The 19892-nt window shown below is 59.6% G+C and carries 19 protein-coding genes, 1 tRNA gene and 1 pseudogene; 10 read left to right on the forward strand and 11 right to left on the reverse strand.

Annotated elements, in window-relative coordinates:
* The first annotated feature begins 82 nt into the window (after positions 1–82).
* The 5 genes from K9B37_RS06110 (at position 83) to K9B37_RS06130 (ending at position 5935) form a co-directional block, all read left to right on the forward strand.
* The gene (locus K9B37_RS06110; protein ID WP_224312082.1) at positions 83–3178 is read left to right on the forward strand and encodes a helicase-related protein; all 3096 of its coding nucleotides are present in this window, start codon (positions 83–85) and stop codon (positions 3176–3178) included.
* Between the two features lie 90 nt (positions 3179–3268).
* A complete protein-coding gene (locus K9B37_RS06115; RefSeq protein ID WP_224312154.1) occupies positions 3269–3571 on the forward strand; it encodes an RNA-binding S4 domain-containing protein in 303 nt (100 codons plus the stop codon).
* Between the two features lie 54 nt (positions 3572–3625).
* On the forward strand, positions 3626–3964 hold the full coding sequence (gene fdxA / locus K9B37_RS06120) for a ferredoxin FdxA (protein WP_224312083.1): 339 nt from the start codon (positions 3626–3628) through the stop codon (positions 3962–3964).
* Positions 3965–4315: 351 nt separating this feature from the next.
* Positions 4316–4903: a CarD family transcriptional regulator gene (locus K9B37_RS06125; protein WP_224312084.1), complete on the forward strand. Its 588-nt coding sequence runs from the start codon at positions 4316–4318 to the stop codon at positions 4901–4903.
* A 159-nt stretch (positions 4904–5062) separates the two neighbouring features.
* Entirely contained in the window at positions 5063–5935 is an 873-nt protein-coding gene (locus tag K9B37_RS06130; protein ID WP_224312085.1) for an RNA polymerase factor sigma-32, read from the forward strand.
* Between the two features lie 17 nt (positions 5936–5952).
* Here K9B37_RS06130 and K9B37_RS06135 read toward each other — a convergent pair whose 3' ends face one another.
* Both K9B37_RS06135 and K9B37_RS06140 read right to left on the reverse strand, forming a co-directional pair.
* The gene (locus K9B37_RS06135; protein WP_224312086.1) at positions 5953–7329 is read right to left on the reverse strand and encodes a M48 family metalloprotease; all 1377 of its coding nucleotides are present in this window, start codon (positions 7327–7329) and stop codon (positions 5953–5955) included.
* A gap of 60 nt (positions 7330–7389) precedes the next feature.
* On the reverse strand, positions 7390–8214 hold the full coding sequence (locus tag K9B37_RS06140; protein ID WP_224312087.1) for a thermonuclease family protein: 825 nt from the start codon (positions 8212–8214) through the stop codon (positions 7390–7392).
* 124 nt (positions 8215–8338) lie between these two features.
* Here K9B37_RS06140 and K9B37_RS06145 point away from each other — a divergent pair.
* Positions 8339–8415, forward strand: a tRNA-Arg gene (locus K9B37_RS06145).
* Positions 8416–8434: 19 nt separating this feature from the next.
* On the opposite strand, the pseudogene K9B37_RS06150 reads toward K9B37_RS06145, so the two are convergent.
* From K9B37_RS06150 to rfbC, 5 genes and pseudogenes are all read right to left on the reverse strand, one after another.
* Positions 8435–9273 (reverse strand): annotated as a pseudogene (locus K9B37_RS06150) (DUF1206 domain-containing protein).
* Positions 9274–9423: 150 nt separating this feature from the next.
* Positions 9424–10290, reverse strand: a complete 867-nt coding sequence (locus K9B37_RS06155; RefSeq protein ID WP_224312088.1) for an SDR family NAD(P)-dependent oxidoreductase — start codon at positions 10288–10290, stop codon at positions 9424–9426.
* Between the two features lie 72 nt (positions 10291–10362).
* On the reverse strand, positions 10363–11235 hold the full coding sequence (gene rfbA / locus K9B37_RS06160) for a glucose-1-phosphate thymidylyltransferase RfbA (protein WP_224312089.1): 873 nt from the start codon (positions 11233–11235) through the stop codon (positions 10363–10365).
* Positions 11232–12140 (reverse strand): dTDP-4-dehydrorhamnose reductase, encoded by a 909-nt coding sequence (rfbD, locus tag K9B37_RS06165; RefSeq protein WP_224312091.1) that lies wholly within the window; start codon positions 12138–12140, stop codon positions 11232–11234. The genes rfbA and rfbD overlap by 4 nt, the downstream gene beginning before the upstream one ends.
* Positions 12141–12150: 10 nt before the next feature.
* On the reverse strand, positions 12151–12705 hold the full coding sequence (rfbC, locus tag K9B37_RS06170) for a dTDP-4-dehydrorhamnose 3,5-epimerase (RefSeq protein WP_224312156.1): 555 nt from the start codon (positions 12703–12705) through the stop codon (positions 12151–12153).
* Between the two features lie 255 nt (positions 12706–12960).
* Between rfbC and K9B37_RS06175 the strand changes: the two genes are divergently transcribed.
* Genes K9B37_RS06175 through K9B37_RS06185 form a run of 3 tightly spaced genes read left to right on the forward strand, consistent with a single transcriptional unit; the run spans position 12961 to position 14597 of the window.
* The gene (locus K9B37_RS06175; protein ID WP_224312093.1) at positions 12961–13221 is read left to right on the forward strand and encodes a hypothetical protein; all 261 of its coding nucleotides are present in this window, start codon (positions 12961–12963) and stop codon (positions 13219–13221) included.
* A 1-nt stretch (position 13222) separates the two neighbouring features.
* Entirely contained in the window at positions 13223–14140 is a 918-nt protein-coding gene (locus K9B37_RS06180) for a hypothetical protein (RefSeq protein WP_224312095.1), read from the forward strand.
* Positions 14115–14597, forward strand: a complete 483-nt coding sequence (locus tag K9B37_RS06185) for a hypothetical protein (protein WP_224312111.1) — start codon at positions 14115–14117, stop codon at positions 14595–14597. Before K9B37_RS06180 ends, K9B37_RS06185 begins: the two co-directional genes overlap by 26 nt.
* A 30-nt stretch (positions 14598–14627) precedes the next feature.
* Here the strand turns inward: K9B37_RS06185 and K9B37_RS06190 are convergent, their stop codons facing one another.
* From K9B37_RS06190 to K9B37_RS06205, 4 genes are all read right to left on the reverse strand, one after another.
* Positions 14628–15770 carry an O-antigen ligase family protein gene (locus tag K9B37_RS06190; RefSeq protein WP_224312112.1) on the reverse strand — a complete coding sequence of 381 codons (1143 nt, stop codon included), beginning with the start codon at positions 15768–15770 and terminating at the stop codon, positions 14628–14630.
* 351 nt (positions 15771–16121) lie between these two features.
* Positions 16122–17048 (reverse strand): glycosyltransferase family 2 protein, encoded by a 927-nt coding sequence (locus K9B37_RS06195; protein WP_224312114.1) that lies wholly within the window; start codon positions 17046–17048, stop codon positions 16122–16124.
* Positions 17045–17902: a class I SAM-dependent methyltransferase gene (locus tag K9B37_RS06200; RefSeq protein ID WP_224312116.1), complete on the reverse strand. Its 858-nt coding sequence runs from the start codon at positions 17900–17902 to the stop codon at positions 17045–17047. Before K9B37_RS06200 ends, K9B37_RS06195 begins: the two co-directional genes overlap by 4 nt.
* Positions 17903–17908: 6 nt before the next feature.
* Positions 17909–18832: a glycosyltransferase family 2 protein gene (locus K9B37_RS06205; protein ID WP_224312117.1), complete on the reverse strand. Its 924-nt coding sequence runs from the start codon at positions 18830–18832 to the stop codon at positions 17909–17911.
* A gap of 873 nt (positions 18833–19705) precedes the next feature.
* Between K9B37_RS06205 and K9B37_RS06210 the strand changes: the two genes are divergently transcribed.
* Positions 19706–19892: hypothetical protein (locus tag K9B37_RS06210; RefSeq protein WP_224312119.1), on the forward strand; the 187-nt coding region annotated here is incomplete at its 3' end.

Below are 19892 nucleotides of genomic sequence, written 5' to 3' on the forward strand. Positions count from 1 at the left end.
GAAGTCCCTGCGTCAGCTCGCCGCTACGGGTCTTCCGATCTTCTCAACCCTGGGATTGTATTCCATCGCTTTGCATTCAGGCATGACCCGCCGTTCCCTTCCCCCGCAAGTGCGCGCGCGTGGCGTGACAGCCGTGCTCGGCCCGACGAATACCGGCAAGACCCACCTCGCCATCGAGCGGATGCTTGGTCACGAGTCGGGGATGATCGGCCTGCCGCTGCGGCTCCTGGCGCGAGAGGTTTATCAGCGCGTCGTGGAAAAGGCGGGGGCCCACAACGTCGCCCTGGTCACTGGCGAAGAGAAGATCAAGCCTGACCGGCCCCGCTACTGGATATCGACCGTGGAGGCGATGCCGCGAGATCTCGATCTCGCCTTCGTGGCCGTCGACGAGATTCAGCTCGCTGCTGATCTCGATCGGGGTCACGTCTTCACCGATCGGTTGCTGAACCAGCGCGGGCGCGAAGAGACGCTGCTGATCGGCTCCAATACCATGCGGCCCCTTATCGAGACCCTGATCCCAGGGGTGCATGTGATCACCCGGCCCCGCCTGTCGCAGCTCTCCTTCGCGGGCGAAAAGAAGGTGTCGCGTCTGCCCAGGCGGACGGCAATCGTCGCGTTTTCCGCTGAGGAGGTCTACGCCATCGCGGAGCTGATCCGCCGCCAACGGGGTGGAGCGGCGGTCGTGCTCGGCGCCCTCTCGCCTCGCACTCGAAATGCCCAGGTAGAACTCTACCAATCCGGGGACGTGGAATATCTTGTCGCCACCGATGCGGTGGGCATGGGACTCAATCTCGATGTCGACCACGTGGCCTTCGCGGCCGACAGGAAATTCGATGGCTTCCGGTTCCGCAAGCTTTACCCAGCCGAACTCGCGCAGATTGCCGGCCGCGCCGGTCGCCATATGCGGGACGGCACTTTCGGTACCGCCGGGCGCTGTCCGCCCTTCGATGCGGAAACGGTCGAAGCCCTGGAGAATCATGCCTTCGATCCGGTCCGAATCGTGCAATGGCGGAACCCGGACCTCGATTTTTCGTCCCTAGGCCGGCTGCGCGACAGCCTTTCGGAACAGCCGCGTGAATACGGACTTGTTCGCGCTCCCATGGGGGAGGACGTAGCGGCACTGGAGATTCTGGCCCGTGACGACGACGTTCAGGCCTATGGTCGGTCGAAAGTGGCGGTGGAACGTCTGTGGCAGGTGTGCCAAGTTCCTGATTACCGGAAAGTTTCTCCACAGACCCATGCGGATCTCGTGGGGCAGCTCTACCGGTTCCTAATGAAGGACGGATCCGTACCGGCGGATTGGTTTTCGCGCCATCTTCTGGCAATGGATCGGACAGATGGCGACATCGATACCTTGTCGAACCGCATCGCTCAGGTCCGGACCTGGTCCTTCGTGGCCAATCGTCCGGACTGGTTGAAGGATCCGGAGCATTGGCAGGGTGTTGCGCGTCAGGTAGAGGACAAGCTATCGGACGCGCTCCATGAACGTCTCGCCCAGCGCTTTATCGACAGGCGCACGAGCGTTCTCATGCGGCGCTTGAGAGAGAACACGATGCTCGAAGCGGAAATCACGACCACCGGCGATGTTACGGTCGAGGGTCAGCACATCGGTCACCTGCACGGCTTCCATTTCGTGCCTGACCCCCAGGCCGACACCACGGAGGCCAAGACCTTGCGGAGCGCGGCCGGCAAGGCCCTCGCCGGCGAGATCGAAGCCAGAGCGGATCGTTTCGCCGAGGCGCCGGACACCATGCTCGTGCTGTCAAACGATGGGACGATTCGCTGGATGGGCGACCCTGTCGCAAAGCTGGAGCCGGGCGATAAGCTGTTCGAGCCCCGTCTGCGGATCCTGTCCGATGAGCAGCTGACGGGCCCGGCCCGTGACAAGGTCGATGGTCGTCTCAAGGCCTGGCTCAGGGCCTACATCGTGCGCCTGCTTGGCCCCTTGATGGAGCTTGAAAGTTCTCAGGAGCTTACGGGCCTCGCCCGTGGCATTGGTTTCCAGATCGTCGAGGCCCTCGGCGTGCTCGAGCGCGCGAAAGTGCTCAACGACGTCCGCAGCCTCGATCAGGACGCCCGTGGCGCCCTGCGCAAGGCCGGCGTCCGGTTCGGCGCCTATCATCTGTATCTGCCTGCCTTGCTCAAGCCTGCCCCGCGCATTCTTGCGGCGCAGCTCTGGGCACTTCAAAACGGTGGGCTTGACCAGAGGGGCATCGACGAGATCGCTCATCTCGCTCAGTCGGGCCGGACATCGATACCGGTGGACAAGGAGATCGCGGCAGGCCTTTACCGTGCGGCGGGATTCCGCGTCTGCGGTGATCGCGCCGTGCGCGTCGACATTCTGGAGCGCCTCGCAGACCTGATCCGTCCGGCGATTGCCTACCGTCCTGGCGCCACCCCGGGGGAGCCCCCGGCTGGAGCGGCTGATGGTGAAAGTTTTGTGGCGACGGTCGCCATGACATCCCTCGTCGGCTGTGCCGGCGAGGACTTCGGCACCATTCTCAAGTCGCTCGGCTATGTGATGGACCGTCGCCCGGGACCGGCCATTACGGTTCCGCTCGTCCAGGCTGCGGCGACAACGGCGCTGGCGCAGCCAAGTGGGGATGCTGCATCCGACGCTCCCGCAGCCGAAGCACCAGCTGAAGCCGCTGTGGCCGCGCCGGTGGAGGCTGGGGAGCCCAACGCAGCCGCCCTTGAAAGCGTGGAAGCCTCCGCCTTCGTGCCGGAGACGGCGCCTGAGGAAGCCGAAACCGTCGCTGCTTCGGTCGAGTCCGCCGAAACATCCGTTGAGGCACCGGCCGAGCCCGAGGTGATCGAGGTTTGGCGTCAACACCGGCGGCATCATGAGGGAGGCCACGCTCGTCAGGGTCGCGGTCGGCCCGAGCGAGGCGATCGCCGGCCACGCCACGGTGAGCCACGCTCGGAGGACCGCGCTCCCCGCCATGAACGCAGGCCGGAGCGTCGCGAAGCAACGGGAGAAGGAGGGCGGCCGCAGAACCGGCCGCCGCGTGGCCCAGGCCGCCCGGACGAGCGCCGCAATGGAGGGGGGCGTCCGGACAAGCGGAGTGAGCCGCGGCGCGAACCGAGCTTCGATCGGCGGGAGAAGCAGCCTGATCCGAACTCGCCTTTCGCGAAGCTCATGGCTCTCAAGGCGCAACTTGAGGACAGCAAAAAGTGAGAAAGCACCGCCGCAGCCCTGTCTTCCGTGCCCAGCCTTTCGGCTCTGCGTGGAACGGGGTTCGGCGGAAGCGTTCTATCTCGGCGGTCGATGCGTGAGGATCGGCAGCGGATCGACAAATGGCTATGGTTCGCGCGCTTTGCGAAGAGCAGGACCCTGGCGGCGAAGCTCGTCACAAGTGGCTTCGTCAGGGTGAATGGCCAGAAGGCCGAGAATCCCGCCAAGCCTCTGGCCGTCGGGGATGTCGTTACGTTGGCTCTTGCCCGTGCGACGCTTGTCCTGAGGGTTGAGGACCTTGGAGAGAGGCGGGGCCCAGCACCGGAAGCACGGCTGCTTTACGCGGATCTCACCCATGACAAGGGAGCGCTTGTCAGGGGAGACGACAGCGAGTAGAGCGGCGTCAGCGCATTCGCGATCAATACCGGACAGACCCTCAGAGGACCGTTCATGACCTACGTCGTCACTGACAATTGCATCAAGTGCAAATACATGGACTGCGTGGAGGTGTGCCCGGTCGATTGTTTCTATGAGGGCGAGAACATGCTCGTCATTCACCCTGACGAGTGCATCGACTGCGGGGTCTGCGAACCGGAATGCCCGGCCGAGGCCATCAAGAGCGATGCGGAGCCGGGCCTGGAGCAATGGCTCAAGGTGAATGCCGATATGGCCAAGAGCTGGCCCAATATTACCCAGAAGAAGGATCCCCCTTCTGATGCCAAGGAATTTGATGGCGTTTCGGGTAAATACGAAAAGTTCTTCTCCTCTAATCCTGGCGAGGGGGATTGAGGAAGCTTGAGCATATTCGCATCCTCTTTACGCTCTTTCTGAAATATTTTTGCTTTTTCGGCGCGTCTGTGATAGGGTCTCACTAATGCAGTCGCTTGCGCCCGAAGTGTGCCAATTCCGCAGTTCGGCGGCTCACTAGATGAAGCAATGATGGATGCACCCCGTGACTTGAGGAAGCTTGCTGCTTCAGGTCAGGGGTTCGGGCGTGTTTTGGCTACTGACGTAATTCAGGGAGACGAGCGGAATAGTCAAGTTCCGCAGCTCGTCAATTATTGTTCCGCCGGATCCCTGTCCGACGAAACGAAGCGCCCTCGTGAACTGCGAGGAAGCATGCAAGGAGGCCTCTCTCGCATGACCACCGCCAAGAAGTCTGCCCAGCGTCTCGGTTTCAAGACCGGCGAAGCGATCGTTTATCCCGCCCATGGCGTCGGCCGCATCACGGCCGTTGAGGAGCAAGAAATCGCGGGTTTCAAGCTGGAGCTTTTCGTGGTCTCCTTCGACAAGGACAAGATGGTCCTCCGCGTTCCGACGGCGAAGGCAGCCAGCGTCGGCATGCGTAAGCTTGCTGAGCCGGCCCTCGTGCAGAAGGCCCTGGACGTGTTGACGGGCCGGGCCCGGATCAAGCGCACCATGTGGTCGCGCCGCGCTCAGGAATATGAAGCCAAGATCAATTCCGGCGATCTGATCTCCGTTACGGAGGTCGTACGCGATCTCTACCGCTCCGAGGCTCAGCCTGAGCAATCCTATAGCGAGCGCCAGCTTTATGAATCTGCCCTCGATCGCGTCGTGCGCGAGATCGCAGCGGTTAACAAGATTACAGATACTGAAGCGTTGAAACTCATCGAGCAGAGCCTTGCCAAATCTCCGCGCCGCGCTGCGAAGGGTGCCGAGGCGGAAGGAGATGTCGAAGGGGACGATCTCCAGGAAGAGGCGGCCTAATCCGCTCTCGCTCACGTTATCAAAGCCCGGCCTTGGCCGGGCTTTTCTTTATGCGATGGCTTGTTTTTGCTAGCCTCGACTCTATTTCCGCAAACTAAGCCGTTTTCAGCTGAACTTTTTCCAGCCTCGCTCGTTGTGTCCTTGCCAAGGGAGGACGCAATGGGAGAAATCTCTGGGGTTCGTCGTCGGTTCGTCCGCGCAGCCATGAACGCTCCATTCCTCGAGCGGGAGGAGGAACATCTCCTTGCCGTGCGCTGGAAAGAGCAGCGGGATGAAACCGCGCTCCATCAACTCACGGCGGCCCATATGCGGCTCGTCATTGCCCTTGCAGCCCGTTTCCGCCACTACGGTTTGCCAATGGCCGATTTGGTTCAGGAAGGGCATGTGGGCCTGCTTGAGGCAGCGGCTCGCTTCGAACCGGAACGGGAGGTCCGCTTCTCAACCTATGCGACGTGGTGGATCCGGGCGTCGATCCAGGATTATATCCTCCGCAACTGGTCCATCGTTCGCGGAGGCACGAGTTCCGCCCAAAAAGCCCTCTTCTTCAATTTGCGCCGGTTGCGCGCCCGCCTGACGCGCGGGGGCGAAGAGAGGATTGCGTCCGAAATTCACGAAAAGATCGCGGAAGCCATCGGGGTTTCACGGGCCGACGTCGCCCTGATGGACGCCAGGCTCTCCGCCCCCGATACCTCACTGAATGCGCCTGTCCTGGACGCCGACGCTTCGAACTCGGCCGAAAGAGTCGAGTTTCTTGTCGACAACAGCCCGCTGCCTGACGAGAGCGTGAGCGATGTTATCGACAGCGAGCGGCGGGTCCGTTGGCTTAAGCAGGCTCTTGAGGTTCTCAATGAGCGCGAACTGCGCATCCTGCGTGCGCGCCGCCTCGATGACCAACAGGTGACCCTCGAGTTCCTCGGCGATCGCCTCGGAATTTCCAAAGAGCGGGTCCGCCAGATCGAGAACAGGGCTCTGGAGAAGCTCAAACGGGCCTTGATGGAACGCTATCCGCAGGCTTCCGGCGCATTCGTCTGAGGCTTTATCCTTCAGGCCTATTCGACGGCGATCTTATAGCGCTCCCCGATTCTAAGGGCATCGGTTCTCTCAAGGCCGTTCAGCTGCAGGAATCGATCGAGGGGGCGGTCGACCGGCATCCGCTCCGCCAAACTCTGCGCCGTGTCGCCCGGTTGCGCCACAACGATCTTGAGCCGGAGAGGCCGGATCATACGTGCCTCGTCCGGCTGGACCTGCCGGACACTCTCCAATGTCCTCTGGAATAGATTTTCGAGACCGCTGCCCCCCGCACGGGACGCCATGATCAAGCGATAGGTGGTATTGCCGATTCGGATCGCGGAAAGGCGGAAGGTCCATTCCTTGCCGGTCGAGAGGGCCGTTGCGACCGGTAGCCCGTTGATCGTGGTCGTCGAAAGGCTGCCTGGCTCGATCGTATCGTTCCAGGTCGAGCGCAGGACCTCCTCAAGGCTTTGGCCGGCCGGGGTATCGGCCGCATCGAACAGCAGGCGACGACTGCCGTCGGCGGACGCTCCGAGGACGGCCTGCGAGGTATTCTCGAGTGTGAAACCCTCTGGCGCCTCGAACGCGACTCCCAAGCGGGAATGGATGAACCGGCGCCCTCTCACCACGCCGTCGGCAGGATCGTCGCCATAGGCAATGCCATCGATCGCCGAAAGATACTCCAGGCGCCCGGATTCCCCGATTCCAGGAGCGCTTGCCCGGCGGGCCGCTTGCAGTGCCAAGGCGATCCGGTCCCGCGTATTGGGATGGCTTGCCATCATATCGGCGCTCGCATCGGAGCCGCCGGTGGCCGAACGCCCAAGCGCCGTCAGGAATCGGGGCGCGCCGTAAGGATCGAAACCAGCTCGGGCCAAGACTTTGACGCCAGCCTGATCGGCTTCCAACTCCTGTGCCCGTGAGAAGCTTGCGAGCGTCGAGCGCGCCTGGTTCTGAACGAGGGCAGCCTCTTCGGCGTTATTGAGAACGTTTTCCGTCACGCGCTTGATCAGGGTCGAGCGCGCCTGCAATTCGTTGCGTTGCGATGCATGACGGAGGGTGACGTGCGCAATCTCGTGGGACAGAACTGCAGCGATCTCGGCTTCGTCGTTTGCGAGTGCAAGCAAACCTCGGGTGACATAGAGACGGCCGTTGGGAAGTGCGAACGCGTTCACGACCGGAGAGTTCAGAACGGTCACCTGATAGGCCTCGTCCGGTCTGTCGCTTGCCGCGACGAGGCGCTTTGTGATGTCGTTCAGCACGCGCTGGACGTCGGGAGCCCGCAACTCGCCTCCAAAGGCGGCCACCAGGCGCTCATGATCGCGGTCGCGAGGGCGCTCTGCGCCGACGACGCGCGGAGCATCCGCCGGCAGTGACACGTTGCTGTCGAATGCCGCACAACCAGCGAGCCAGGCCATGAGCAAAACGCTTCCGGCGACCCGCATTCCTTTTGTCTGACGTATCCGGCTCATGCTCGCTCAGCGTGACAGGCGCGTGCCATCGAGGTGCTCGATCATCTCCGGTACTACAACGGTAAGAGCGGCCCCTTGCCAAGGCTCCAAAATGCCTCGGCTTCTGATCCGCTGCCCTTTTAGGCTCGCAGCCGTCAGGCCCCGCTCCGTCATGAGCTTCCAGGTTTTCTTAGGAATGATGATCGTGAAGTCCTCTGCCCAATGCCCTCCGAAATTCAAATAGACTCTCTGCTTGCGCTCGCCGATACTTCTCACCCGTCCTTCGATAAGGGCGAATGTCCCGAATCGATCGTCCAGGTTGCCGGGATGGCTCGCGTCGATGGGTTTATAAAGACCATCGGTCCAGAGGCCAAGGCTCCGCTCGCGTGCGGTTTCCTCAATGGCAAGCAGTTCCGGTTGGCACAGAGTGCTCGCCGTGCCGGGATCGACCAAGGCAAGGCCTGCATCTACGAGGGTCTCGGCGAGATCCGCTGCTTCTCCCTGATCCATGGCACGAATGCGCACGATACGGCGCCCCCACCGATCAGGGCGGGAGAGGCTTTGGACCATGATCGGCTGATCAACCAGGCTCCGAAGCTTCGTCAGGGCCTGCTCCCGGGCGGCGGGGGGCTCTGGAAGTCGAATGTCTGAGAGCCTGGTCCGGCCGCCGGCCGCGAGAACAAGGTCGCCATCGGGCATCACGGCCTTGATGCGATCCGGCGTGGCTGTCGCAACGCAGTCCGAGATTTCAGGGGAGGTTGGCGGCTTGGTTGTGACCGCTTCAGACGAGGTCAGGTAGACCGGGCAGCCGAGCAGGGCAAGGGCGAACCCAGTCAAGAAGGGGGCTTTCATCGAATCGACCCAAATTCGCGAGGATAATAATCTTTCCCACGGTTGGCGACATTCCTGGCCGTCGCGCGCGCCCTCAAAGACCCCGTTTACCTGTGGGTGATTTGTGCTACTCATCCCTCCAAGCGGTCCCGTAGCTCAGCAGGACAGAGCAGCGGTTTCCTAAACCGTTGGTCGGAGGTTCGAGTCCTCCCGGGATCGCCAGTTCTCCAAAGGATGTTTCCTAAGGTTCCATGTGAGCGGCGGCCGCTTTGGCATCATCGAGATCCGGCGCGTCGATGTGCCGATAATAAGCTTGCACCAGGCCAAACAGGCCAAAGGCGAAGAGGCCTGTAGCGGTGAGTGCCAGGAGTGCCCAGCCGTAGGGCTGCTGCAATGATTGCAGCGCGCCGCCAATGCCGCGGGCTTCTGACGAGTTGCTATAAAAGGCCGCCAGGATCAGGAAGCCGCCGATCAGGACGAAAACCACGCCCCGCGCCACAAAGCCGACGCGCCCGAGAGAAACGATCCAGTCCCGCTTGTCGGGGGGAAGCGTAAGATGTCGGGTGACATCGCCGCGCCACGCCTTCCGGGCGAATGCAAGACCAGTGCCAATAACGGCTACGCCGATAAGCCCGACGAGCCATTGGCCAAAAGGCTGTCCCAGGAGCCACGCCGTCCAATCTTGGGCGGCCTGATCCTCGCCTGCTCCTCCAGAGCTCCGGCCCAGGACGAGACTCAGGGCCGAAACCGCCAGACTAGCGTAGATGCCGGCGCTGATGAGACGGGCACCTCTCACCGTCCAGCCCTTCAGGTCGGCTCCCTGGTGATCCGCGTCGGTCAGCGCTTCAAGGACGCGCCAGAGGCAGAAGCCGAGAAGGCCAAGACCAATCAGCCCGAGCCAGACTTTGCCAAAAGGCTCGAACAGCAGCGTCTGCAGAGCGTTACGGCTGCCGCCGTCTGCCCGCCTGCGCCAATGGCTGCCAGAAGGGCGAGGCCGCCCACGAGGCCATAGACCACGCCGCGCGCGCCGTAACCCAGCCGAGCCAGTATCTCGATGGGATTCCTGCGCAAGCTGGGCATATGCAGCGGCTCCTCCCTGTGTGGTGAATCGCCAGCTCCCAGGTGGTGTTCCTTCACCTGAAATCTGTCGTCCCCCCTGCAAGCGCTTCCTCTGCCGATGTTGGGAAAGCCGTTGGCCGGAAGTTCGAGGCTTCTCGGAATTGCCAGCTCTCAGGACTCGTCCTGCTGCTTGGCCATGAAGCGTTCGAAGGAATCCTTGAAATCGGGGTGCCAGCGGGACAGGGCAGGCCGGTTGCGGATGATATCGTCTGCCGCCCAGCTCATCCGTCTCTCGTCCATATCCCGAGTCGTCTCGTTATCGGGACACAGGATATAGAAGTCGCCCCGCGCCATACTCTGGAGCAAGAAAGCGATGACCTGCTCGGGCTCCCAGGCTCCCGGGGGCTTCTCGGTGACGCCGCGCGACCTCGTGAGGCCCGTATAGACGAAGCCTGGAATGAGAAGATGCGCCGTGACCGCGCAATCGGCTCGCTTCCGCAATTCGTGCGCGAGCGCTTCGGTCACCACCTTAGTTCCGGCCTTGGAGACATTATAGGCTGTGTCGCCCGGCGGGGTCGTGATGCCTTGCTTGGAACCCGTATTGACGATTGCGCATGGGGTCCCCTGGGCCATCATGGTCGGCGCAAAGATTTGTACCCCGTTGATGATGCCCCAAAGATTGGTTTCGAGGATGACCTTCCATCGTTCTGGATCGCCAAAAATCTGGCCTCCACCTTCGATTCCGGCGTTGTTCAGCAAAAATGCCACCTCGCCGAATGCGGCGAGCGCTTGGTCATGAAGGCGTTGAACATCGCCCCTCTGGCCAACGTCCGTGGGAACGGCGATGACATGATCGGGACTTTCGGCAAGGGCGACGACCTCGACCGCACTGTGGTTAAGAGCCTCGCTGTTGCGATCCGCTAAGCAAACCTTCATGCCGAGTTTCGCAAGGTGCTTGGCTGCTGCGAGACCAATTCCGCTCGCGGCGCCCGTGATAACGGCTGTTCGCCCTCGGGCTACGGCAGGATGCTGGTCCATGACGAGAGCGCCTCTTCGTGATGTCGGTTCCCAAGGAGCGTTGTTTTCAGGCGGCGATCAGGTGTCCCGATATCACCTGTCGGTTGCGGCAAGGCTCAGGAGATATTGTCCGTAGCTGCTCTTGGAGAGCTCCTGCCCAAGGCGCTCCAGCTGCTCCCTGTCGATCCAGCCGAGATTGAAGGCGATTTCTTCCGGACAGGCGATGCGAAAGCCCTGTCGATTGCTCAGTGCCCGAACGAACTCGGTCGCTTCCACCAATGCATCCGGTGTGCCCGTATCCAACCAGGCAAAGCCGCGCCCCATTCGTTCCACTTGCAGCTGACCCATCTCCAAATAGGCACGGTTCACGTCCGTGATCTCGAGTTCTCCTCTCGCCGATGGCTTGAGGCCTGCGGCGATGTCCACGACCTGCGCATCATAGAAATACAGGCCGGTCACCGCCCAGTTCGATTTGGGCTGCCGCGGTTTTTCCTCGATGGATAGTGCTTTCCCCCCGGTGTCGAATTCCACCACGCCATAACGCTCGGGATCGGTGACCCGATAGGCGAAGACCGTCGCGCCGACGGATCGGCGCTTTGGTGCGGCAAGGAGTTCGGGCAGGCCGTGGCCAAAGTAGAGATTGTCCCCCAGGATCAGGATCGAGGGGTCGCCAGCCACGAAGTCCGCTCCAATGATATAGGCTTGCGCAAGACCTTCCGGCTTGGGTTGTACTTCGTACGAAAGGCGCAGGCCCCAGCGTTCGCCGCTGCCAAGCAACTGCTTGAATTTGGGTAGGTCGTCGGGCGTCGAGATGATCAGGATGTCCCGGACGCCCGCCAGCATCAGCGTGGTGAGCGGATAGTAGATCATCGGTTTGTCATAGATCGGCAGAAGCTGTTTCGACGTCACGTAGGTCATCGGATGCAGGCGCGTGCCCGATCCTCCGGCCAGAATGATGCCTTTCATGAAGAACGCTCCTGATAAGAATGCTCGCTGAGGAGGCGCCCAACGCAGTTTTCGAGGGAGGTGCGCCACGGTGGCAGCACGACCTTATGGATCGCTGCGAGGCGACTTCCATCAAGCTGTGATTGGGCGGGGCGGCGGGCTGGCGTAGGATAGGCGGCGGTTTCAATAGGGCGGACGCGGGCGGAGGGGCCGCCAAGGCGAGCTGATTGTTCGAAGATGGCAGCAGCGAACTCCGCCCAGCTCGCGCTGCCCGTTCCCGTCATATGGAAAGTCCCGCGCAGGGCCGGATCATCGGGCCGGTCCAACAGATGTCGACAGACCATCATGATGCCGTCCGCCAGATCGAGAGCACTTGTCGGTGAACCGATCTGGTCGGAAACAACTGCGATTTCGTCCCTCTCGCGTGCGAGCCTCAACATGGTCTTGACGAAATTCTTGCCGAAGGGGCTGTAGATCCAAGCCGTGCGCAAGATGACGTGATTGTCGGTTGCCGCGATCACGGCCTGCTCACCCAGCAGTTTGGAGGCACCATAGATGCCAAGCGGCGCCGGTTGATCGTCCTCTCGATAGGGCTCGGGAGCTGCTCCGTCGAACACATAGTCAGTCGAGATCTGGATGACGGGAATCGCCATAGCGGCTGCGGCAGCAGCAACTGCGCCCGCCCCCGTGCCATTAATGGCTTTTGCCAGCTCCGGCTCTCGTTCAGCCTGATCGACGGCCGTATAGGCTCCTGCATTGACGATCACGTCGCCACCGACCGATCTGAGCGCCGCGATCACACTGGCCGGCGCCGCGAGGTCTAGATCGGGGCGCCCGAGCAAGGTCACTGACACACCGTGGCTGGATGCTCGTTCAGCCAGAGACCGGGCAACCTGACCTTCACGACCGACGACAAGGATGCGCACGAATCAAACCTCAAAACAGCTCGGCTGCCAATGCAGCGAGACGAGGATGCTTAGTATCCTTGTCGGAAAGGATGGCACGTTCGGGCGCGACGGGCCAAGGGATCCCAAGCGCGGGATCATCCCAGGCCAAGCCGCGGTCATGGGTCGGCGAATAGGAGGCGCTGACTTTGTATTGGACCTCCGTGTTCGGCTCTAGCGTGCAAAAGCCGTGGGCGAAGCCCGCCGGAACGAAAATCTGTTGCCGGTTAGTTTCCGAGAGCTCGACGGCGACATGCTGACCAAAGGTAGGTGAGGCGCGCCGGAGGTCGACAGCAATATCGAGAATCCTCCCCCGCACGACGCGAACGAGCTTGGCCTGGGCAAAAGGAGGGAGCTGGAAGTGTAGTCCCCTGACTGTGCCCACCTGTGTCGACAGGGAGACATTGTCCTGGACAAAGGCTTCGGTGATGCCGGCCTTCGCAAAAGCTGCCTGATTATAGGTTTCCGTGAAGAAGCCGCGAGAGTCCTGAAAGGCCTTCGTTCGCACGATGAGCACGTCTGGCAGGGCAGTGGCTTCGGTCTCGATCACAGCAGGTCTATTCCTCGACAGCCGAGTAGCGATGCCATGGCAGAGCTCAGGGGACAAGACCCGACGGGCCAGGACAGGCGAGGTACACGGAAAGGCCAAGCTCGCCTTCCACCGGAACAGAGCGGTCGCAGGCCTCCAGATAGGTAACCCAGACAGTCAGATCCGAACGCTTTGGGATAGGAGGGGTGCTCTGCGTCTCCAGTTCGGGTTTAATTGATGGATGGGGCCGATTTCAACGAGTAGGAGGACCTCATGCGCTCCTGGCAAAGGTCTTTTCTCGGGGTCGTCTTCGTCTCGACCGTGATGGGCTCATATGCCCTGGCCGCCCCCCCTGCCGATCGCAACCCGAACAGCCCAGGCTTAGGGTGGGCGTATGGAAAGGAAAAAGGCGATTCTGGAGGCTACAACAGGGGAGCGCCTGGTCCACTTGCGGGGGCCGGCCTGCCTTTCCTGATCGTTGCAGGCGGATATGTTCTGTGGCGCCGCTACCGCAATCGTGACATGGCGAAATAGCGTGACGGCGGATCCCCTCGACCGATCGCTTGGAACCGTTGAGGCAGCCCGGTCGGCAACGGGTGTTGCTGCAAGGGAACGGCCGGTTGGGCAACTCGTTGGAGCTCTTTCGGGCATCTCCCGCAACGTCCTGTTCGCGGGCCTCGCTGCCATTGGGTTTGCGAACGGCATCAGTGAGAAGGTGACGGGCTCAATCCTCGATAGCGGCGCTTTCGCAGCTCTTCTCAACACTTTCAATATCAGTGCCGTTGTTTGGGTCGCCTGTTTCATCAGCATCAGGTTTTTGCTGCAGGACAATCAACCGTTGACGAGGCGCCTCGACCGGATCGTCGGCGTGTGTGTGTCACTCGCCTTTCTGGCGCCGATCATACCGCTCAGCTGGCTCGCACTTTCTGCTCTAGCGATCTATCTCATCTGGACGTCGGACCGTTCAAGCCCGCTCAATCGGGGGGCGTGGATTCTTCTGGGCATCACGGTTCCCATGTTTTGGTCAAGGCTTCTCTTCGCGACATTGAGTGACACGATCCTGCAAGGTGACGCAGCGCTCGTAGGGTGGCTCGTTGGAACGCATCGCTTGGGCAACGCGGTCGAATTCGCTGACGGTTCCGGCTATCTCTGGATCGCTCCCGCCTGTTCGTCATTGGCCAATGTCTCATTGGCCATTCTCTGTTGGGTCACGATTGCGAAGGTGTGGGATCGGCCATATTCAGCACGGAATCTCGTGTGGGTTCTCCTGGCGTGCTCGGCCGTTGTGACGATTAATGTGACGCGTATCAGCTTGATCGGTTTCTATCCGCACTATTTCGACCTCCTGCATGGTCCGATTGGAGCAACGGTTGCGAGTTGGATCATCCTCGGCGTTACGGTCGGGATTTGTCTCCTTGGGGTGCGACATGATCATAACGCGGCCCGCGCTTAGCGCTGCCTTCGGACTCCTGCTGGCGTTGAGCCTGTCCCTCAAGATCCCCCATCTCACCGGCAAACTGGGCGCAGAACCGAACGTAGACCTGAACCAGATCGCGAGCGTGCTCGATCGGCACGGGTACACGGCAAATCAGTTTGCGCCTCCGGACGACATGGCCTGGGTGGTCGGTACCTCGGGATCTTGTGCCATCAGAGTCTCAGAGGTATCGCCTCAAGGGTGGCATCAATCGCTTGTCGCAAAGATTGCTGCGGATGACCAGCTTTTCTACACGTTCGCGGGACAAGTCTACCGCGAGCAGCCGATCTTTAAGACGCGCGTTCACTACTATTGGAGCAAGTTGGGACGCAACCTTGGATTCGATATGCCGAAGCACCCTGTTCTTGCAGTCATCGTGATGCCGTCATGTGACGATGCTCCCTTGATGGAGCTTGCAGGCATCGCCAATCGGTGACGCACGCCCGGACACCTCGACAGGGGACACCTAAACCTCTCGTTCTTTTTCAGTTTCACGCATCCGGATGCCAGCTACGGCGCGACGCGAAACTCGATCATGCCGTTTCGAGGGCGGGGTTGGCTGGGAAGCTTCCGTTGTATCGGCATCGAGCAGCCACATTCCGCTTCCGAGCAGGAAGAGGAAGAGAACGTAGGTAGCATTCCAGTAGTGCACGGTCCAACCAGCGATGTAGAAGCCTGCCATGCACAGTAGGTAAGCCTTGCGATACTCGGAAAGCTTGGGACTGAGGCCCTTTCTCATGGCGACGCTGAAGAACGCCGAACCGAAGGCTAGAAGCAGTAGGATCGCAGCCGGGATGCCGTACTGGACGGCTGGAATAAGCCAATAGAGATCGATGCTTGAGGGCATCCATGCCGGACGATCCCACTCACCGAAGCCAACGCCAAAGAGCGGATGGTTAAACGCCGACTGTATACCGTAGGTCCAAATGAGAATTCTGAAATAGGCTGCGGACTGGTCGAAGGTAAAGTTGGAGATGAAGAAGGCGACAAATGATTGGTTAGGAATGGTGGCAATGACAATATTCGCCGCAAGGATGCCAGAGATGATAAGCTTCCAGTGCCAGTTACTACCCTTGAAGAGCCGATCCCATGCAATGAGCATGGCCTGAAGCGAAACGGCTCCGATTGGGCCAGCAGAGAACGACAAGAAGGCGGTCACCATGGCAAGGCCAGACTGAGTACAGCGCCGCAGCAAGGACTTTCCGTAGCCGAGGACGAGGTGCGTCAAAGAAAAGATGCTGGCCGCACAGATCCCAAAGAGAATGGGGTGTTCGACAAATGCCTGAACACGTCGGAGTCCCCAACGGGGAGCATAGGGGTTATCGGGAATGGATGTCTGAATCTTGCTGAAGAGCTCCAGGTAGACATTGTGTCCCGTGACCGTTTCCACAAGCCCGAAGGGGAGGATGCAGACGAAGATCCAGAAGAGAAGACGGCTCATATTATAGAAGTCGTCTGCGCTCCGGATGTAGCATCGCGCGAGGAAATAGGGAGCTGTTGCTTCAAGGAAGATAACGATGTTGGACTGGATTCCGATCTGCGTCCCATGCACGATGAAGAGACTCATCGAGCACCATGAGGCGTAGGCGAGAAGAGCGAGGTCTGCCACTCTTACCTTTCCAGCCCTTCCCGTAACCCACATGACGAGAGAAGGGACAAGCATCGCCATCAGAATCAAGCGATAGACGGACAGCCGTGCCGTACCGATCGCGATGATCCAGGGGATCGTCAATGATATGAGAAACAGTATGACTGGCCACGGCAGCGTTCGCCTGCCTGCCGGCTCTGGTGTTGGCCGTGGTCTGGCACCTCTCACGCCGCGACTTGCTATTCGGCTCTCTTGTCGCGCGAGATGAACCTCTCGGCGCGTCCTTGCATAACCTTGTGGGGAACGAGCGGTGCCCGAACTGGCTCTTGATCTCATGCCGGTATCACCAACGGATCATGGTGTGAACCAGAGCTAAGATTTGAGTTGCGCGCGAGAGGGGTGATAATCTGCATCGCGCCGATCCAGGTGTCCCGAAATGACTTGCCGCATCATCCAGATGAAACGCAAGGTACGAAGATAAAAGAGGACATAGGCTCCTCGCAAAATCTCCTTTAGGCCATGGACATGTTGACTGAGCAGAATGCGGCGGACATCCAATAAGGGAGAGCAAAGAACCAGGCAGGCTCGGGTAGCCCAGTAGGTTCGAGCAAATCGGCGCTGGGTTTGTAACTCAAATCTCTCCTGAACCATTCTCTTCCATTTTCTTGTCAGATCGCTCAGGTCCCTTCGCGTTGGATGGGCGACCACGACTCCGTCGTCGAAAACAAGCCGATAACCTTTCTTAAGCGCCCGATGGCACCAATCCACATCCTCCGACACCCTCGATCTGAACCCGCCGACATCCGCGAAGACGTGCCGCCACGTGAGAAGATTTGCCGTTACAGAGAACCCTTGCTTTTCGATATATTGCCTCTGATTGAAGGCAAAAACCGTTTCGAAGATTTGCGCCCCGTTCCTGGGAGGAGGAGTTTCATCGAAAAGATCGACGGATCCTCCGACGATATCCGACTTCTGAAGAGCAGCGCGTCCAGCTCGGAGCCAGTTCGGAGCGGGAACACAATCCGAGTCGATAAAAAATAACATGGAGGAAGATGATTCACGGACGCCGCGATTGCGGGTAGCCGCCGCGCCTCGCGTCGTTTCGATCACGAACTGCACGGACGGATATTTGGAAGACAAGGGTGACAAATCGATTCCTGAGTCATTGTCGACAACGATGACCTCTACGCTATCGAAGCCATCATTGGCGGCGAGAGCGCCAAGGCACTTGTCCAGTCGTTCCTCATCTCTGTAGTGCGGAATGATCACCGCGGTCGTATCGAGCTGATCGCCCTTCATAGGGTCGTTCCTTTGCGACGTCTGCAGACATGAAGAATTTCGAATGGATTAAGACGCCATTCCGCCGCCGCGGTCTCGCTGTCGTCGAACGCGCTGTAGTGCTCGACACTGAAGCCAGCAGCCTCAAGGCGCTCCGTGTAACCAGTCTCGTTATAGATACGAACATGATCACGCTGTCCGTAGCGGATGAGCTTCTCGTCTTCGGTTTCGGTTCCATCGCCTTCGATGGTGCGTTCAAGCTTCAAGGCAATCGGCACCTGCAATACGGCAACGCCTGTCGGCGACAGAACGCGATGAATTTCCCTCATGGCAGTGAGATCGTCGACGATATGCTCCAGCACATGGTTGCAGACGAAGACGTCAGCGGAGCCGTTGTCGAGCGGCATATTCAGTAGGTTCATTTTCTGAACCGAAGTTGCATGCCGATAGCGATGAGGTTCAATATCTCCAAGATGGTACTGGAGGCCAGGTTTACTTTGGAAGTATCGCGTCAGCCCCTTTTCGGGAGCCATGTGAACGACAGTTATCGGTCGCGGAGACTGGTTGAAGATATGACGCTCCAGATAGAATTTGACGAGGCGATCCCGCTCGCCTGCATGACAAATGGGACAACGGTCATTGTCCTTGTACATTCCACCGACGACCTGAAGGCGTTCAAGCAGCGGATAGCCGTATCCTTGCGGTAGCAATCTACGAACACGAGCACCACAGACGTGGCATTTATGAGAAAAGCCAAAGTGCACGACGCGACGCGACGTCTCGATGACCGGGTATGGGACGTGTCTTGAAACAGTAGCTCGGAGGGACGCATTGTTCATTTTAACTTCCGCCCAAATTTTTCCAAAGGATTTCATAAGCTGTCAGTTCGGGAAACGAGCCCAAACGGCTCTCTCTGCCCAGACCTGCTCCCAGACTGCCGTCTGATGCGCCCCCCAACCGACAGTCTTGTTGGCAACCATTCGTGCGAAGACGCCGGCTTGTATGATGAGCCAGGCGGTCCGTGCCGCGAGGGGGCTCCAGTGGAGTTTAAGCCACATCAGGCGTGCCGCCAGCAGCATGGCAATACGGTTCGGACGGCTGGGCGTCGATGCCCCACCATAGTGTATGATGCAAGCCTCGGGAGAGAAGAGACGATCGAGCCCGACCCTCTGCATACGCCAGCAGATATCGTCGTCTTCACAGAACATGAAGAAGCGTTCATCAAAGCCGCCGAGTTTGCGCCAAATGTCGGCGCGAACCAGAACGAAGCAGAAGAAAAGGATATCGACCTTTCGCTCCGTATCACGTTGCCATCCTGGGTAGGTCTCGGGGTTGAACGTGGGACTCTTCTTGAGAAGAGCGGACAGTCCTACTGCCCGGTATAAGATGCTTCTCATGGTCACGAATGCGCTGACCGAAGTCGGGTTCAGCGACCCGTCCGCAAACAGCGTCCTGCCACCCCACGCACCCGCTTCAGGCCTTCGCTTTGCAAATGCATAGAGCGCCTCGATCGCTCCGGGCTTTACGACCGTGTCGGGGTTCAGGAAGAGAACGTACTCTCCAGTTGCAATCTCGACTCCGCGATTGTTGCCCGCCGCAAAGCCTACATTCTTCTCAAGTGCGACAACTGCAAGGGTAGGAAAGAGTGATGCAAGACGTTCATAGGACCCGTCTTGAGATGCGTTGTCCAAGATAATGATCTCAATCAAGATGTTTTTGATATCGGCGGCAAGGATAGACTTGACGCATTCGATGGTAAGATCGGCGGTCCTGTAGTTAACAATGATGATCGAGACTTTTTCCATGCCCTAGACCTGTGCTGTATGGGAGATGGGTGTTCCAGCTAAGGCAAATGACGATCCGCGAATCGGGGGAAGCGAAACCAGTTCATCTGCAAAGATGCGACCCTCAATGAGCAAAGGGCTGCACATAAATGGGAGTAGCCAATTTTAGTCACCGTAAGCGCGGAGCGGAGAGAGGCATCCATAGTTCCAACGATGATCTGCCCGGATAGGCCATAACCATGTTCTTTTCGGATGCACCTTTGATTCCGCGAAGTATGCATGGCTCCGAGCGCCTTACGCGAAAGAAATCCAGCTTCCAATGAGGCGGCTCGTCTGTTCATTTCTAGTCAGAAGTATTCCATATCAAGGTGCTACGGCGTCTATGGTCTGCCTTGTCGACATTCCTAAGGGATCGAGTTCGCCTCTAAGCATGAAACAACGATATCGCAGTCCGCGATATTGGTGGCTGCGACTATGACTTACCTCTCCTGGGCAGACAGAAATTCCATCAATATTGCAAGGGACTAAGCTTCAGTCGGGCCGCTCCGCATTCTGGTAGTCTTGAAGGTATAGCGCCATGTTGCGATCTAGAAGGCCACTTGCAATGTGGCGGTCTCGCCTATTCGGGTAATGTGCTTCTAGAGCTTCACCGACGATAGCTTGGCGCCTTCGATCGCCGGAGGCCCATATGTTTGCGAGGGCAAGAACATTTTTGGCGTCCTCTCTCGCTTGTCATTGAACTGGCTTCGGCATGGCCAAGCCCGTCTAGGCGCCGTTCGGCTGCGGCCTGCCGCTTGGGTTCGGATTGGCATGTTGTCGTTTCTAATCTCCCTTGGAGCGGTGTGGACGTTTGTTCGGAGTGCGGACTCCGAAGCTATGACGAAAGCAGGCAGGATGTCCGCTTCTGCTGTTTCAAGATTTCCGACTTCATCGACGACGGGACTTCCGGCTGGCGTGACGCTGACGGCGTCCGGCGACATCATCGTCACCAAAGCCGGCACGGTTCTCAGCAACCTCAATGTCCGCGGCCAGATCTGGGTCCGGGCCGAGAACGTCACCATCCAGAACTGCAAGATCACCT

This window comes from Microvirga puerhi (assembly GCF_020089865.1).
Lineage (GTDB): Bacteria > Pseudomonadota > Alphaproteobacteria > Rhizobiales > Beijerinckiaceae > Microvirga > Microvirga puerhi.

Coding starts and splice junctions, on each gene's coding strand:
- fdxA (WP_224312083.1), top strand. CDS start 3,626: ATGACCTACGTCGTCACTGACAATTGCATCAAGTGCAAATACATGGAC.
- K9B37_RS06155 (WP_224312088.1), bottom strand. CDS start 10,290: ATGGACCAGCATCCTGCCGTAGCCCGAGGGCGAACAGCCGTTATCACG.
- K9B37_RS06175 (WP_224312093.1), top strand. CDS start 12,961: ATGCGCTCCTGGCAAAGGTCTTTTCTCGGGGTCGTCTTCGTCTCGACC.
- K9B37_RS06200 (WP_224312116.1), bottom strand. CDS start 17,902: ATGAAATCCTTTGGAAAAATTTGGGCGGAAGTTAAAATGAACAATGCG.
- K9B37_RS06205 (WP_224312117.1), bottom strand. CDS start 18,832: ATGGAAAAAGTCTCGATCATCATTGTTAACTACAGGACCGCCGATCTT.
- K9B37_RS06125 (WP_224312084.1), top strand. CDS start 4,316: ATGACCACCGCCAAGAAGTCTGCCCAGCGTCTCGGTTTCAAGACCGGC.
- K9B37_RS06110 (WP_224312082.1), top strand. CDS start 83: ATGACCCGCCGTTCCCTTCCCCCGCAAGTGCGCGCGCGTGGCGTGACA.
- K9B37_RS06135 (WP_224312086.1), bottom strand. CDS start 7,329: ATGGCCTGGCTCGCTGGTTGTGCGGCATTCGACAGCAACGTGTCACTG.
- K9B37_RS06185 (WP_224312111.1), top strand. CDS start 14,115: ATGATCATAACGCGGCCCGCGCTTAGCGCTGCCTTCGGACTCCTGCTG.
- K9B37_RS06195 (WP_224312114.1), bottom strand. CDS start 17,048: ATGAAGGGCGATCAGCTCGATACGACCGCGGTGATCATTCCGCACTAC.
- K9B37_RS06130 (WP_224312085.1), top strand. CDS start 5,063: ATGGGAGAAATCTCTGGGGTTCGTCGTCGGTTCGTCCGCGCAGCCATG.
- rfbA (WP_224312089.1), bottom strand. CDS start 11,235: ATGAAAGGCATCATTCTGGCCGGAGGATCGGGCACGCGCCTGCATCCG.
- K9B37_RS06115 (WP_224312154.1), top strand. CDS start 3,269: ATGCGTGAGGATCGGCAGCGGATCGACAAATGGCTATGGTTCGCGCGC.
- K9B37_RS06140 (WP_224312087.1), bottom strand. CDS start 8,214: ATGAAAGCCCCCTTCTTGACTGGGTTCGCCCTTGCCCTGCTCGGCTGC.